The organism is Desulfosoma sp. (assembly GCF_052743555.1).
Window position 1 is genome coordinate 36,245 of the sequence record NZ_JBRAHS010000004.1, and the last position, 13,867, is coordinate 50,111.

Sequence of the window (13,867 nt, forward strand, 5' to 3'; positions counted from 1 at the left end):
CATGTATGGCGAGGTTTCTTGAGTCCGATGCCGGATTATGGATAATGAGTCTGAAGGCAAGGACATGAGGGAACAAGGTGGGGAAAACGCACCCTTCGTGCAACAAGGGAAGGCCGCCATGAAAATCGCCTACCTGATCGTGGCCTACAACAATCCGCGCCATTTTCCTCGTCTCATTAAAGCCCTGGAGACGCCGAACTGCGCTTTTTTCGTGCACATAGACAAGAAATACGACTTGTCTCCCTACACCGCGGTGGCGCGGCCCAATATCTTCTTCTCTCGCCGACGTGTTCCTGTGTATTGGGGGGATTTTAGTACCGTAGAGGCCATTCTGATCGTTCTCCGCGAAGCTCTTCAGAGTCCCGAAGGATTTCAAAGGTTCGTGCTTCTGAGCGGCTCCGATTACCCCATTCACTCGGCTTCCTGGATCGAGAGGTTTTTTGCCGAGCATCCGGACACGGAATACATGAATCTGGTGCCAATGCCTTCCAAGTCGTATGGTAAGCCTTTGACACGACTGACGTATTATCGGCCAAGCCCCACGAATCCGTCGTGGGTGCTCTTTACGGCCAAGGCGCTCATGAAACTCGGCCTGTGGCCACGGCGAAACTACAGAAAAATCCTAGGAAACATGCAACCCTACGGCGGTTCCATGTTTTGGGCTTTGACACGCCAGGCCGCTGATTTTCTGATCCATTTCTGTGATAGGCGTCCGGACTTCTTGGCCTTTTACAGACACAGCTATTGCCCGGACGAGATGATGTTACAGACCATCTTGGGCAATTCGCCCTTGGCGCCCAGAATTCAAAGAAACCTGACCTATGCGGACTGGAGCGCTCGACAACGCAGCCCTGAATGGATACAGCGAAAGCACATCGAACTTTTCAAAACCACGACCCGGTTTCCGCCGGATGATCCCTACGGCCCCGGTGAAATCCTTTTTGCACGCAAGTTTTCCGAGGATGCGGACGAACTGGTGAGGGAGCTGGACCGAATCATCGCGGAAAGAGAAGCGGTGCAGACGGCACCGTGATGCCTTTACAAACACTGTGTCCGTTATGGCCACGCGTACCCTCGGCTTGTGCCCCAAACCTTAGAGCCCTTTGGCGTGCTTCCACAAGGTCAGGAAAGGCACTTTTTTGAAAACCAGCCGAGAAAACAACTTCGCCCGGGAACGAGTCCGAGAACATTTTCAGCAGGCGCGGCACAAGCCGCGACGCCTGATCGCGCCTGCGCCGCGCCTACAGCCTTAAACCGTAAGGATGCGTCTCATCCTTGGTCGCACGAGCTTCCAGAACAGGTTCCCGGAAGTTCGACCTCGAGTGATCCCAGGAGACCACTCTTTATTCCACTTTGAAGAAGTTTTTCTGGTTGGCGCCGCAAACGGGGCATTTTTCCGGTGGTGCATCGGCAATAGTGTAGCCGCAAATACGGCAGATAAACCAGTCCTTGACCGGGAAGTTTTCCGGATCCTTTAGAGCCTCTTCGTAAAGCTGCGCATGAATCTTTTCCACCTCGTTGGCGTAGGTGAAGCTTATTTCCGCCTGGCGCTCCCCTTCGGCCTTGGCGTCTTGAATCATTTGTGGATACATGCTTTTGAATTCGTGTGTTTCGCCGGCGATGGCTTCTTGAAGATTTTCCCGAGTGCTTCGAATGCCTTTGAGAACCCTCAGGTGTTTGTGGGCATGAACGGTTTCAGCCGCAGCCGCCGCTTCAAAAAGCTTGGCCACTCCCGGGTAACCTTCTTCGCGAGCCTTTTCGGCAAAAGCCAAATATTTTCGGTTCGCTTGGGATTCGCCGGCAAAAGCTTCCTTAAGATGCATTGCAGTCTTCGACATAACGGCCTCCTTCAAGGTTTTGCTGGAATTGGCTCATGGACGAATGCGCGCTCACGATTAAAAATCACCATTCCATTTAAGAACCGTTCCTGATTCTGTCAATCCGCAACGGAAAATGCTTGAAATCCCTTCCCAGCCAAAGGGCTCTTGGTGCTATCACTCGAGGGCCGTTCCAAATGCCGCCCGAGGATTCGTGCACCCGGATAGAATAGTTGCAGGTTCGAAGCTTCTGGAGGAACGGTCCTCCGCCGTCCGTGAACCAGCGAGGCCCACCCCGTCCCTTGAGACATGCGGGCCCATGCGAACCCCAAGAGAAGGCATTCTCGGACATCTTCTCGGAGCTCGTCCGAGAAGGCCTGTGGTAGGAGCGGCGCAAGCCGCGATGCCTTATCGCGCCTTGCAGCGCTCTTCCAGCGTTGAGCCAAAAAGGACGTGGCAGAGGCACTGTCGAACAAGCTTTTCGACCAAGAAGTTGGATCCTGGCTTGGCACACCGAGAGAATGGAAAACGATGATCGCTTAATGAAAAGATTCCCCTGTGGCACACCGTGCTCGGAGCTGACGGCACTCTGAGCTTTCTTGACAGAAGCTCGGAGATCTGGAAATATCTTTACGTTCCCTTTTCCAACGCCGATGCTCTACCGATCTCACACGATGACCCATTCCAGCGAATGTCTCTTTGGCGACATCATCCTTACGCCGTGCGGTGGCGCAGCGTTCGTTCCGCCAAACGCTGCCAGAGAAAAAACGTTCATATCCACAAGGGGAGGAGGAATCCATGGGCGAGGGGCTGACCGTTGGTATGAAAAAGGAATTGACGTTGAAAACACTTCCGGAACATTCCGCGCAACGCTTCTTTCATAACCTCCCGAATGTTTTCGCCACCCCTTTTTTGGGAGGGCTCATGGAACAAGTCTGTGCCGCGCTGATCGATGAACACCTGGAGCCGGGCATGCAATCTGTGGGAATGTCCATGGATCTTAAACACCTGGCCCCGACCCCACTGGGTATGGAAATCAAGGTGGTGTGTGAGGTGACGGCCATAGAAGGCCGCAAAGTGATCTTCAAGGTGGAAGCCTTTGATGAGGTGGAAAAAATCGGCGAAGCCACCCACGGACGATTCCTCATCAAAGCCGATAAGTTCAACGCCCGCGTCATGGAAAAAGCCCGGAAGAACTTCCCTTCATGAAAAAACGGAGGGCGCCATGGAATTCCACCAAATGGACGCGTTTTTTCGGCCGCGCAGTGTGGCGGTTATTGGAGCTTCGGAGAGCCCCGAAAAGTACGGGAACATCATTTTGCGCAACATCCTTGACGGTGGCTTCCGTGGGGCCGTGTATCCCATCAACCCGAAGAGCGAAACCATCTTGGGGCTGCGGTGTTTTCGCAGCGTCAAAGAAATTCCCGATGCGGTGGATTTGGCTGTGGTCATCATTCCGGCCCGTCTGGTGCCTCAAGCCATCGCCGAGTGTGTGGAAAAGGCTGTCAAGGGGGCGGTAATCATCACGGGGGGGTTCAGTGAAGCGGGTCCCGAGGGAGAAGCGCTGCAGCGGCAGGTGGCCGAGATAGCTCGAAACGGCAACCTGCGCCTTATTGGTCCCAACTGCCAAGGGGTGAACAATCCGTACCACCCCCTGTGCGCCTCCTGGCCCTTGTTGCGAAAGCAAGGGCACGTGGCCGTGATTAGTCAAAGCGGGACGGTGGGCGCCGCCATGATGGACTGGTTTTCCGATGAAGAACTGGGCGTTTCGTGCTTCGTGAGCCTTGGAAACCGAGCCGACGTGGATGAAACGGATTTGCTCAGCTATTTCGAAAACGACGAACACACGCGGGTCATCGCACTATATGTGGAAGGGATCAAGAGGCCGCAAGAATTTCGACAGGCGCTGCGGGCCGCCACAAAACCGATTGTGGTTTTAAAGGCGGGACGGACGCCCAAGGGAAAAGTGGCCGCGGAGTCGCACACCAAGTCTTTGGCCGGAGCCGATGCGGTCTATGGCGCCCTTTTTCAAAGCCATGGTGTGGTTCGAGCGGAAACGATCGAAGAATTTTACGATGTGGCCAAGGCCTTTGCCTATCTGAAGGAACCGCCGGGGAACCGCATTCTCTTTATCACCACCTCGGGAGGTGCGGGAATTCTAGCAACGGATTGGGCGGAAAAAGAAGGGCTCGATGTGGCGCCGCTACCCCCGGCGCTGGCCGAAGCCCTTGAAGGGGTGATTCCGGCCCATGCCATTCGTGCCAATCCTTTGGACCTCACGGGGGATGCCACCGCCGCCATGTACCAGGCGGTGATGGAGCGGGCAAGGCCGTATTATGACGTTCTAGGCGTTATCTTCGGGGATCCCGTGGAAAAAGCCGCTGAGGTGGTCACGCCGCAGGCGAACGAGCTGGTCATTTTCCTGGGAGGTGCGGACGTGGAAAAAGTGGAACGCCGAAAGATGCATCAGAAGGGTGTTCCGGTTTTTCCCACGCCGGAAAGAGGAGTGCGAGCCCTTGCGCAACGCCTTCCCAAAGCCAAGCGCATCAAGCCGGCTCGAACCACATTTGTGGAGGGCCATCGACAGGGCAGAGCTGCCAGCCTCAGTGAATGCCTGGCCTTTCTGGAACGCCAAGGGTTTGAATGCATTTGTCACCGTTTTGCGGAAAGTCCCGGCAAAGCCGTTCACGTGGCGCACCAATTGGGTTTTCCCGTGGCGCTAAAAATTGATTCTCCGGATATTTTACACAAGTCGGACGTCGGTGGCGTGCGGTTGAACCTTCGATCGGGACAGGATGTGCGCGCCGCCTACGAAACCATGATGCGGCAAGCCCGCCAAGCGATGCCTCAGGCCGACATTCGCGGCGTGGTCGTCACCAGCATGGCGGCTTCGGGGTTGGAGCTCATTCTGGGCATGAATCGAGATCCTCAGTTCGGCCCCATTCTCCTGTTCGGTTTAGGTGGCGTGACGGTGGAACTGTTTCGAGACGTCGCCGTGAGAATACTTCCCGTGGGCCGGGATGACGCCTTGGCCTTGTTGGAAGAAATTCAGGCGGCCCCGCTTCTCAACGGCTATCGAGGCACACCTCCCGTGGACAAGAACGCCTTGGTGGACGCCATTTTGAAACTGGCCCATTTAGCTCAAGCTTATGAAAACATTCTTGAAATCGATCTGAATCCCGTGTTTGCCTATTCGGAAGGTGTGCTGGTCGCCGACGCGCGCATCATCTGGAGATCATGAAAACAGACGCGTCAGCTGTTCCAATTGGACAGCCGACAAGGGATCGGGCAAGCGCCCTCCCAGAACACACGCCGCCAGCAAACTTCGGGCGGCGTGTTCCAGTTTTTCCAACCGGTAATAAGCTTGGCGCACATCACGGCCCATGGTGAGGGATCCGTGACGGGCGAGCAAAACCGCGTGGTGAGCCTCCACAAAGGGCATGATGGAAAGGGGGACTTCTTCCGTGGAAGGGATGGCGTAGGAAGCCATGGGCACAGGCCCGACGGTGATCCACACTTCCGGAAACACCTCGGAAGAAAACGGCACACCGGCCAAGGTCATGGCGGTGAGCAAAGGTGGATGGGCATGAACCACCGCACCCACATCGGCTCGCTTTTCGTAAACGAGAAGATGCAGCCGCCATTCACTGGAGGGTTTTCCTGTGCCGGAAAGCACGGATCCCGCAGCATCGATAACCAGCAAGTCCTTGGCCTTGACCTCTCCCTTGGGAAGACCGCTCGGGGTGATGAGGTACGCCCCCGGGCCCAGGCGACAACTCACGTTGCCGTCTCCGGCGGCAATAAGCCCTGCTGCGGCCAGCTTTTGACATGCCCAGACGATCTCCTCCCGCGCTGTCACTTCCCTTGGCTCCATGATGCGCCTCCTTCTCGGACCGTGCCGCATATCCTTCAAATTCTCCAGCACCTATGCTACGGTGCTACGGCGCTTAGGGCAACATTGAAGGAAAGTTCACGGGCTTCCGCTGTGTTTCGGGCGATGAAATCCATCCTTATCGGTACAGGGAAAGGCACCCTATGTTGAAGTGGTTTCGCAAAAAAGACGCTGAAACAACCCCATCGAACACGGCTGCGGCTGAAGCCGGTCTGCCACCGCCCTTACAAGGCGATGCAGAAGTCGTGGCGGAGGAGCCTCAAGAAGATCAAGGAGGCTTCCTGGCTCGCCTTAGGCATCGGCTGGCCAAGAGCCGCGAACGCCTGGCGGACCGTGTGGATCGACTGGTGTTGGGCAAGAGACACATCGATGCTGAACTGCTGGAAGATCTGGAAGAAATCCTCATTACGGCCGATCTGGGAGTCCACACAACGGAGCTTCTTCTGGACCGTGTGCGCGAAAGGGTCAAGAGAAAGGAACTTCAAGATCCCGAAAGGCTTCGCGAAGCACTTCGTGAGGAAATGGAAGCAATCCTTTCGGTGGACGCCCCGCCCCTGGATCCTCACCGAGCCAAGCCTTTTGTGGTCATGATGATCGGCGTCAACGGGGTCGGCAAGACGACCACCATCGGCAAACTGGCCCATCGCTTCCGCCAAGACGGCCTCACCCCCATGCTGGTCGCGGCCGACACTTTTCGAGCCGCCGCCGCTGAACAGCTGGAACGGTGGGCGGAGCGAATCCAGGTGCCCATCATTCGTCAACAAAGCGGCGCGGATCCCAGCGCCGTTGTCTTTGACGCTCTGGATGCCGCCGTGGCGCGCCAGGTGGACGTGGTCTTGATCGACACGGCGGGACGCATGCACACCAAAATGAATCTCATGGAGGAGCTGAAAAAGCTGCACCGCGTCATTCAGAGAAAACTGCCCGAAGCACCCCATGAAATTCTTCTCGTGCTGGACGCCACCACGGGTCAAAACGCCGTGAGTCAAGCCCGTCTTTTTCAAGAGGCCTTGGGGGTCACGGGTTTGATTTTGACCAAACTGGATGGAACCGCTAAAGGGGGCGTGATCGTCCCCATTTGCCAGGAATTGCGGTTGCCCGTGCGGTACATCGGCCTAGGGGAAGCCCTGGACGATCTTCGGCCCTTTGATGCGGCAGCGTTCGCTCGAGCCGTTCTTTAGGAGCAAGACCGAGAATGGCTTTTGGATCCGGTTTCGTTACATTCTGTAGGAGCGCCGCAAGGCGCGATCAGGTGTCGCGGTGTCCACCGCTCCTACTGAAACGGGATCTCGGACAAGCTCTAGCGGCGCGTTGGAAAGGCCCGCCTGCACGGAAGCGACGCGGGGTGTAAAAATCCATCCCGCGGTGTAGCGCTCCGACACAATGAAGCCCAAAGACCGTCTTCCCGCAGCTTTAAAAAGACGCTGAAAAGTCTTTTTGTGCACGATAAGTTGAGGAGAGGATTATGGCGGGGCTTTTTGATGGTGTGAGGATTCTAGACCTTTCGCGGCTCCTTCCCGGACCCTTTTGTTCCATGCTCTTGGCCGATCTCGGTGCCGACGTCATCAAGATCGAGGATCCCAAGATCGGCGACTATATTCGATGGTGGCCACCTCGCATCGGACGCAACAGCGGCTTTCACGTGGTTCTGAACCGCAACAAACGGTCCGTGAGCCTCAACCTCAAAGACCCCCAGGGCCAGGACATCTTCCGCCGGCTGGTGAAAACGGCGGACGTGGTGCTGGAAGGGTTTCGTCCCGGCGTCATGGATCGGCTGGGGCTGGGTTACGCCGCACTTCAAAGAATTCGCCCGGAGATCATCTACTGCGCCATCACGGGCTACGGACAGGATGGAGAACGGGCGCTGCGGGCCGGGCACGACATCAATTACTTGGCTTTGAGCGGCGTCTTGTCCTATTGCGGGCAGGGGCCGGTGCCTTCTTTGCCCGGTGTCCAAATTGGGGATCTCGGCGGTGGAGCCCTCATGGCGGCTTTCAGTATCGCGGCGGCCCTTTTCGCTCGAGAGCGTACAGGTCTCGGGCAAATGATCGACATCTCCATGACCGACGGCGCCGCCATGTGGAACTGCCTGCGCTGGGGAAAGTTCCTGGCCGACGGCCAAGTTCCCCATCCCGGCGACGATCTCCTGAACCACGGCCTCGCCTGCTACAACATCTACCGCACCAAGGACGGGCGATTCATGAGCTTGGGGGCTCTGGAACCGCAATTCTGGAAGGCCTTTTGCCTGGCCATGAACCGACCCGACTGGGATCAGCCCAGCTACTTCGAGCCGGGTCCTCACCAACGCCGACTGGTCGAAGACATCGCGCGAGCTTTTGAAGAAAAAACCCAAGCGGAATGGATCGCCTTTTTTGCAAAAACGGATTGTTGCTGCGAACCGGTGTTGAATTTGGCGGAAGTCATGACTGACCCGTCCATGAAGGCTCGGCAGATGGTGGTGGAACTGCACCACGAAGTCTGGGGAACCTATCGTCAGATGGGCTGCGCTCCCAAATTTTCCGCAAGCCGCCCGAGCCTGCACCGCCACGCTCCGGAACTGGGGGAGCACACCCTGGACGTGCTGACGGAGATGGGCTATACGCTGGAGACGATTCGGCAACTCCAGTCCCAGGGCGTGGTGTGACGAATCGGCTTCGGTTGCCCTCAAGGCCCGCCGGACGTCGCTAAGGTCAGCGCGTGTGCCCGGGAAGCTCTATGGTCGAACAGCTGCTTCCCGGAGCGCAGCTCTTGGACGTGACGCGCGGTCCACTGCGGCCGCCAGAGGAAGAATGGCCCATGACGTAGCTCACCCGGCTCAGCACCCGCTCCATGGCCTCACCCTGGCATTGTTCACAAACAAGGGCCACCTCGCTTTGGGATCCGGTCGTCAGCACTTCTTGAATATGCCCACAGCGAACGCAGCGAAATTCATAAATCGGCATTTTTTTCCTCATGCCAAAAAGGTAATGGTGAACCGTTCGAGAACCCTAGCAAAGCTTCAAAGGCAAGTCAATGCATCCCTCGAACGTGCTGCTTCCTCGAATCGACGCTGAGAAAACACCGGTCGACGTCGACCTTCCTGTTTTCTCAAAGGCCCCATGGAGCCTGTGTGCACCCGACGCCGAGCGAAGCTGTTTTGGCTGTTGCCCTCCGATCCGTCCCCAGGGCTATGATCCCTTGGACTGGGTGGCCTCCTTGAAGCGGGAATTTCAGGAACATCGAAAGGGCTTTTCCCACAACGCGCTTTCTCCTAAACCCATTATAGGATTCTCTTGCTGGGCCTTGGGATACCTGGACGAGCACGGGCGCCTCATCGGTTGTTTGCTGCACCCCGCGCGACATGCGGGCCGCGATCTTCGGTATCTCACGGGCTATGAAGAAAAATGCTCCAGGGAGTTCTGCTTGCCCGCAAGACAGTTCCACAGCCTTAAACCACCCTTTCAAGCCTTTTGGTTGGGTCTCACGGCGGGATTGGGTTCGTTCTACTATGCCAGCCCTCGAGCAAACCCGCTCTTTCACGTGCTTTTGTGGGGTGCGATGGTTTTGGAAAAACTGGCGACATTCGCCTTGGCTCAAGGCTATTCCGTGACGGAGATCGCCTATGCCTATCCCTTTTTGACCCGTGAAGGTTTATCCCCTCGAGGGCACCGATTTCTGATGGAAGCGGTGCTGGCTCATGCTCATGAGCCGGAGCTTTGGAACAATGCCGAGATCGAAGCGATGGCCCAAAAAATCCATGAAACGGTCTGTGCCGAACTCAGCCGAGTTCGCGTCGGCCTTCACGGCTCTGACGGGCTTTATGTCCACCGAATGGGTTTGGGAGAAGCTTTTGCGGACTATCTTCGCCTCATGCACGGCCTTTGTCAGGGTAACCCCCAAGTGCTGAAACACATCAAGGCAAAAGCCGTCCAAAGGGCAGAAAGCCTTGCAGGCGTTGCTGCATGAGATCGCGCACGCGTGTAGGCGGAAAAACGGAACAGCGCCGCAGCACCTATCCATGCGGTGGTGCTGAAGGCTTTCGGTGCGTGCCTTCCTGCGGAAAAGTCTCTTATGGGGTTGAGGAGGCGTTTGTCTTCGTGCGGGAAAGCGCCTCCCGCTGGGCCTTCAGGATGCGTTCCGTAATATGTTCACAGGCGAAAAGCAAGGATTCCAAATCCAGGACTTCCAGAACACGTGCGTCAAAGAGAAATTTCACTCGAGGGGCAAAGCCTTCTTCCTCATCTCCCGGCCACCACAACAGCCGAAGGCGGACCCTGGGCAACAGCCGACATTCACCGGCCCAGCCGACATGGTCCATGTGGGAGGATAATTCCTCAAAGAGCGGGCTTGCACAACGGCGCAACAATTCCCTATCTTGAGGGAAGGCCTTGGCCAAGGGTTCCTCGCAATGAACCCGAAGGCTCTTGATCTTGGAGACCGAATTGGGCAGGCTTTCCATGCCGACCCACCGCCCGGACGGCTCCACAGCGCCACCTATGACGTAATTGTAGAGGAAAATTTTTTCCCAAGGACTCAATGCACGACCCTTGATTGAATGCACATCGTCTTGGAAAACCACCACCTCGTCATCCAGATAAGGAAATCGCACGGCAGGTTTCCCTTCAGCCTCCAAGGTCCATGAAGCTCCCAAAGCGGCCGCGTTGTTGGGGTTGAGCCACAATGTCAGCGATTCGCGCAGAAATTCCAAAGTCTTTTCAAAACTCTCCCGTTTCCGTCCAATCCCCTGATCCAGCTGGCGGGCCAACCGCTGTTGCAGTTCCCGCCGCACCCCTTCCTCCATGTGCGAACAGGCCGACAGAGGCACTTCACCAACAACGGCCTGAGTGGCAAAGGCCAAACAGGAGGGTTGCCCGCATTCTCCGCAATTGGTCTTGGGGGTCGCTTTGTAGATGTCCAAAGGGACAAGGCGGTTCTTGAGAAGGTCTCTTTTCCCTTGCATGATGCGTCCTTTCTGTGCGGCATGCCGGTTTGCCTTGACGGACTTTTCGGGCTTTTTTAACTTTATTGTGCATGGAAGACCAGGATCCTGTCCGAGAATGGTTTGGTTGCGTCCTTGGGGCTTGAGGTTGTAGGAGCGCTGCACGGCGCGATCAGCCGCCTCGGCGTGCGCTGCTCCCATTGAAAGTGTGATCGGACACGTTCCCGGCCGTAAGGTGCGCTTCGACGACGCTCCCCTATAGGAGGCGAAATCTGGTGAGTCTAGGAAGTGAAACAGTGCTCAGCGAGCTTCTTTCCATGAAAGAGCGCATGGACGTTTTGTATCGGGAAACCTTCCAGATGGTGCATTCAAATCCCGAGGTGGAAAACCCCTCGGCCGAGTGGAACCCGGCAGCAGATGTTTTCGAAAATGAGCAAGAATGGAAGGCGGTTGTGGATCTTCCCGGCGTCTCCAAGGCGGACCTGTCGGTGGAACTTGTGCAGAACACCCTGATTCTGTCCGGCACGAGGCCGAACGGGGCATCCCGGAACGAGGAGGCTGTCCTTCGCGAAAGGCCTTGGGGACCTTTCAAGAGGCAGTGGACACTTCCCGAAAACATCGTGCCGGAAAAGGTCGAGGCGGATTACCGTCACGGTGTGCTGACCATCGTGGTTCCCAAGAACCCCGTGGCCTCACGCAAAGTGCCTGTGCGCGCCGAAACTTGACGCCATCTCAAAGGAGGATCTCCCAATGGGAAACCAGTTTCGTACCTTGATGCTTCTCACAGCCCTGACCCTGCTCATCGTCTTCTTGGGAAAACTCTTAGGCGGCAGCCAAGGTATGCTCATCGCCCTCATCTTTGCCCTGGCGATGAATCTCGGCACCTACTGGTTTTCAGACAAAATCGTCTTGGCCATGTACCGAGCGCAAACCGTCTCGGAGCATGAAGCGCCGGAGCTGTACCGCATAGTGCGCGAACTGGCCTTGCAGGCGGGTCTTCCCATGCCGAAGGTGGCTATTATTCCGTCGGAAACCCCCAATGCCTTTGCCACGGGCCGCAACCCCAACAAGGCAGTCGTGGCCGTTACGGAGGGGATACTGCGCCTGCTGACCACCCAAGAGCTGCGGGGTGTTCTGGCGCATGAATTGGCCCATATCAAGAATCGCGACATTCTCGTGGGCACCATTGCCGCCTCTCTTGCCGGCGCCATCATGTTCATTGCGGACATGCTCCGATGGGGCGCCCTGTTTGGCGGCTTTCGAGGCAGCGATGATGAGGACGGCGGAGGTGTGGGCATTTTGGGGGCCATGATGCTGTCCATCGTGGCGCCTTTGGCGGCCATGTTGATTCAGTTGGCCATTTCCAGGTCCCGTGAATACTTGGCCGATGAAACCGGAGCCATGATTTCTCGAAATCCTTTAGGGCTTGCCGCTGCCTTGGAAAAATTGGCCATCGCCTCCCACCGTCTTCCCATGGTCGAAGCCAAACCCGCCACGGCCCATCTTTTTATTGTCAATCCCTTGTCCGGAGGGGCCTTGGTCAACCTGTTCAGCACACACCCGCCCATTGAGGAGCGTATTCGGCGACTCCGCGCCATGGCTCGATAATGGGTGAAATCCCTCTTTCCCGAAGGCACCCCCTCGTCCGCCTTCGGGAAAGAGTTTCCTACCGGGTTCTATTTTTCATTTTGACAGAACCGATCGTTTTCAATAAAGTTCTCGTTTGGTGTGTGCCAAGTTTCACATCTTCTACGAGCAAGACAGCGTCTCGTTTTGAAAGGGCGTTGTCCAAGGACATGGCCATGAGCACTGTCGTGGTGATCGGAACCCAGTGGGGGGACGAAGGCAAAGGCAAAGTGGTGGATCTTCTGACGGCGCGTGCCGATTGTGTGGTGCGCTTTCAGGGGGGGAACAATGCAGGCCACACCCTTGTGGTGGGTGGGCGAAAGATCATTTTGCATTTGACCCCTTCAGGGATTTTGCACCCCGGCACCGTCTGCATGATCGGCAACGGCGTGGTGGTGGACCCTAAGGTGCTTCTGGAGGAACTGGAGCGCTTGAAAGATTTCGGCGTGCTCATCACGCCTGAACGGTTGGTGGTCAGCGCCTACGCTCACGTGATCATGCCTTACCATCGCCTGTTGGATGTGGCGCGGGAGAACCGTAAAGGCCGGGGCCGAATCGGCACCACGGGGCGCGGCATCGGCCCGTGTTACGAGGACAAAGTGGCGCGGACGGGCGTGCGCATGCACCATCTTCTGAACGAGAAGACCTTGCGGCATCGCCTGGAAGAGACCTTGGAGGAAAAGAACTTTATGCTGAGCCACTACTACGGGCAAGCCCCTGTGATCCTGGAAAATGTCCTGAAAGAGTACTTGGACTACGGCCGACGATTGGCTCCTTTTGTGGCCGATGTTTCCACGCGATTGCACGAGGCGCTTCAATCCCAAAAGGCGATCCTTTTTGAGGGGGCTCAAGGCACGCACTTGGACGTGGATCACGGCACGTATCCTTTTGTCACTTCGTCCAACACGGTGGCGGGCAACGCCTGTTGCGGTGCAGGTCTCGGCCCGACGGCCATCCATCACGTACTTGGCATCATGAAGGCTTACACGACCCGGGTGGGTGGAGGTCCCTTTCCCACGGAACTTACGGACCAGATCGGGGAACACATGCGCACTTGCGGCGGCGAATTCGGTTCCACCACAGGACGCCCTCGGCGATGCGGCTGGCTGGATTTGTCCGTGGTCAAAGATGCCGTGCGTTTGAATGGTTTGGCCAGTCTGGCCGTAACCAAGCTGGATGTGCTCACAGGCCTTCCGCGACTGCGCATAGCTGTCCAATACCGCTGCCAGGGCAACGTTTTGGATCGATTGCCGCCGGAATTGGATCGTTTGGAACAATGCGATCCGGTGTATGAAGATTTTGACGGGTGGGAGCAGGATTTACGCCAGGTGCGCCGCTTTGAAGATCTTCCTTCGGCGGCTCGACGATACCTGGAGGCCGTTCAAGACCACCTGGGAATTCCCTTTTCCATCATTTCCGTAGGGCCGGGGCGGGAACAAACCATCGTGCTGCAGGACCCTTTCAGGTTGGCATCCGAAAGAGGCTTTTCGAACTGAGGGAATGGCATGAGTCACATAAAATAAGGCGTTGGCCACGTGCCTACAGAAAACCTTCGAAAACGAGGAAAAGCCCGTTTCGAACAGCCGGAACCCGGGTGCGGGGCGCAAAGGCGGC

13 protein-coding genes are annotated in these 13,867 nt (G+C 56.8%); 9 read left to right on the top strand and 4 right to left on the bottom strand.

From position 1 onward, the window contains the following. Nucleotides 1-64: 64 nt before the first annotated feature. A complete protein-coding gene (locus tag ACUVSA_RS03485) occupies nt 65-1,033 on the top strand; it encodes a beta-1,6-N-acetylglucosaminyltransferase (protein WP_445893804.1) in 969 nt (322 codons plus the stop codon). Nucleotides 1,034-1,343: 310 nt separating this feature from the next. Here the strand turns inward: ACUVSA_RS03485 and ACUVSA_RS03490 are convergent, their stop codons facing one another. Further along, entirely contained in the window at nt 1,344-1,838 is a 495-nt protein-coding gene (locus tag ACUVSA_RS03490) for a rubrerythrin family protein (protein WP_445891982.1), read from the bottom strand. A gap of 777 nt (nt 1,839-2,615) precedes the next feature. Between ACUVSA_RS03490 and ACUVSA_RS03495 the strand changes: the two genes are divergently transcribed. Continuing rightward, entirely contained in the window at nt 2,616-3,026 is a 411-nt protein-coding gene (locus ACUVSA_RS03495; protein WP_445893805.1) for a thioesterase family protein, read from the top strand. A gap of 16 nt (nt 3,027-3,042) precedes the next feature. Further along, complete coding sequence (locus ACUVSA_RS03500) at nt 3,043-5,058, top strand: acetate--CoA ligase family protein (protein ID WP_445893806.1); 2,016 nt, start codon at nt 3,043-3,045, stop codon at nt 5,056-5,058. On the opposite strand, the gene ACUVSA_RS03505 is transcribed toward ACUVSA_RS03500, so the two are convergent. After that, complete coding sequence (locus ACUVSA_RS03505) at nt 5,053-5,691, bottom strand: class II aldolase/adducin family protein (RefSeq protein ID WP_445893807.1); 639 nt, start codon at nt 5,689-5,691, stop codon at nt 5,053-5,055. The genes ACUVSA_RS03500 and ACUVSA_RS03505 overlap by 6 nt on opposite strands. Before the next feature lie 161 nt (nt 5,692-5,852). Between ACUVSA_RS03505 and ftsY the strand changes: the two genes are divergently transcribed. Together ftsY and ACUVSA_RS03515 are read left to right on the top strand one after the other, a co-directional pair. Further along, nucleotides 5,853-6,890 (top strand): signal recognition particle-docking protein FtsY, encoded by a 1,038-nt coding sequence (ftsY, locus tag ACUVSA_RS03510; RefSeq protein WP_445893808.1) that lies wholly within the window; start codon nt 5,853-5,855, stop codon nt 6,888-6,890. 284 nt (nt 6,891-7,174) lie between these two features. Then, a complete protein-coding gene (locus ACUVSA_RS03515) occupies nt 7,175-8,353 on the top strand; it encodes a CaiB/BaiF CoA transferase family protein (protein ID WP_445891977.1) in 1,179 nt (392 codons plus the stop codon). A 46-nt stretch (nt 8,354-8,399) separates the two neighbouring features. Here ACUVSA_RS03515 and ACUVSA_RS03520 read toward each other — a convergent pair whose 3' ends face one another. Beyond that, the gene (locus ACUVSA_RS03520) at nt 8,400-8,651 is read right to left on the bottom strand and encodes an FmdB family zinc ribbon protein (protein WP_445891976.1); all 252 of its coding nucleotides are present in this window, start codon (nt 8,649-8,651) and stop codon (nt 8,400-8,402) included. Nucleotides 8,652-8,886: 235 nt separating this feature from the next. Here ACUVSA_RS03520 and ACUVSA_RS03525 point away from each other — a divergent pair, with 235 nt between their 5' ends. Beyond that, nucleotides 8,887-9,654, top strand: a complete 768-nt coding sequence (locus ACUVSA_RS03525) for a hypothetical protein (RefSeq protein WP_445891975.1) — start codon at nt 8,887-8,889, stop codon at nt 9,652-9,654. 103 nt (nt 9,655-9,757) lie between these two features. Here ACUVSA_RS03525 and ACUVSA_RS03530 read toward each other — a convergent pair whose 3' ends face one another. After that, entirely contained in the window at nt 9,758-10,648 is an 891-nt protein-coding gene (locus tag ACUVSA_RS03530) for a DUF3786 domain-containing protein (RefSeq protein WP_445893809.1), read from the bottom strand. Between the two features lie 254 nt (nt 10,649-10,902). Between ACUVSA_RS03530 and ACUVSA_RS03535 the strand changes: the two genes are divergently transcribed. From ACUVSA_RS03535 to ACUVSA_RS03545, 3 genes are all read left to right on the top strand, one after another. Further along, nucleotides 10,903-11,352 carry an Hsp20/alpha crystallin family protein gene (locus ACUVSA_RS03535; RefSeq protein ID WP_445891973.1) on the top strand — a complete coding sequence of 150 codons (450 nt, stop codon included), beginning with the start codon at nt 10,903-10,905 and terminating at the stop codon, nt 11,350-11,352. 25 nt (nt 11,353-11,377) lie between these two features. Next, complete coding sequence (htpX, locus tag ACUVSA_RS03540; protein ID WP_445893810.1) at nt 11,378-12,235, top strand: zinc metalloprotease HtpX; 858 nt, start codon at nt 11,378-11,380, stop codon at nt 12,233-12,235. A 194-nt stretch (nt 12,236-12,429) separates the two neighbouring features. Continuing rightward, nucleotides 12,430-13,749 carry an adenylosuccinate synthase gene (locus ACUVSA_RS03545; RefSeq protein WP_445893811.1) on the top strand — a complete coding sequence of 440 codons (1,320 nt, stop codon included), beginning with the start codon at nt 12,430-12,432 and terminating at the stop codon, nt 13,747-13,749. The last annotated feature ends 118 nt before the right edge of the window (nt 13,750-13,867 follow it).

What these genes read in the sequence shown, in the direction of transcription:
- ACUVSA_RS03485 (WP_445893804.1), top strand. Translation starts at nt 65, where the DNA reads ATGAGGGAACAAGGTGGGGAAAACGCACCCTTCGTGCAACAAGGGAAG.
- ACUVSA_RS03490 (WP_445891982.1), bottom strand. Translation starts at nt 1,838, where the DNA reads ATGTCGAAGACTGCAATGCATCTTAAGGAAGCTTTTGCCGGCGAATCC.
- ACUVSA_RS03495 (WP_445893805.1), top strand. Translation starts at nt 2,616, where the DNA reads ATGGGCGAGGGGCTGACCGTTGGTATGAAAAAGGAATTGACGTTGAAA.
- ACUVSA_RS03500 (WP_445893806.1), top strand. Translation starts at nt 3,043, where the DNA reads ATGGAATTCCACCAAATGGACGCGTTTTTTCGGCCGCGCAGTGTGGCG.
- ACUVSA_RS03505 (WP_445893807.1), bottom strand. Translation starts at nt 5,691, where the DNA reads ATGGAGCCAAGGGAAGTGACAGCGCGGGAGGAGATCGTCTGGGCATGT.
- ftsY (WP_445893808.1), top strand. Translation starts at nt 5,853, where the DNA reads ATGTTGAAGTGGTTTCGCAAAAAAGACGCTGAAACAACCCCATCGAAC.
- ACUVSA_RS03515 (WP_445891977.1), top strand. Translation starts at nt 7,175, where the DNA reads ATGGCGGGGCTTTTTGATGGTGTGAGGATTCTAGACCTTTCGCGGCTC.
- ACUVSA_RS03520 (WP_445891976.1), bottom strand. Translation starts at nt 8,651, where the DNA reads ATGCCGATTTATGAATTTCGCTGCGTTCGCTGTGGGCATATTCAAGAA.
- ACUVSA_RS03530 (WP_445893809.1), bottom strand. Translation starts at nt 10,648, where the DNA reads ATGCAAGGGAAAAGAGACCTTCTCAAGAACCGCCTTGTCCCTTTGGAC.
- htpX (WP_445893810.1), top strand. Translation starts at nt 11,378, where the DNA reads ATGGGAAACCAGTTTCGTACCTTGATGCTTCTCACAGCCCTGACCCTG.
- ACUVSA_RS03545 (WP_445893811.1), top strand. Translation starts at nt 12,430, where the DNA reads ATGAGCACTGTCGTGGTGATCGGAACCCAGTGGGGGGACGAAGGCAAA.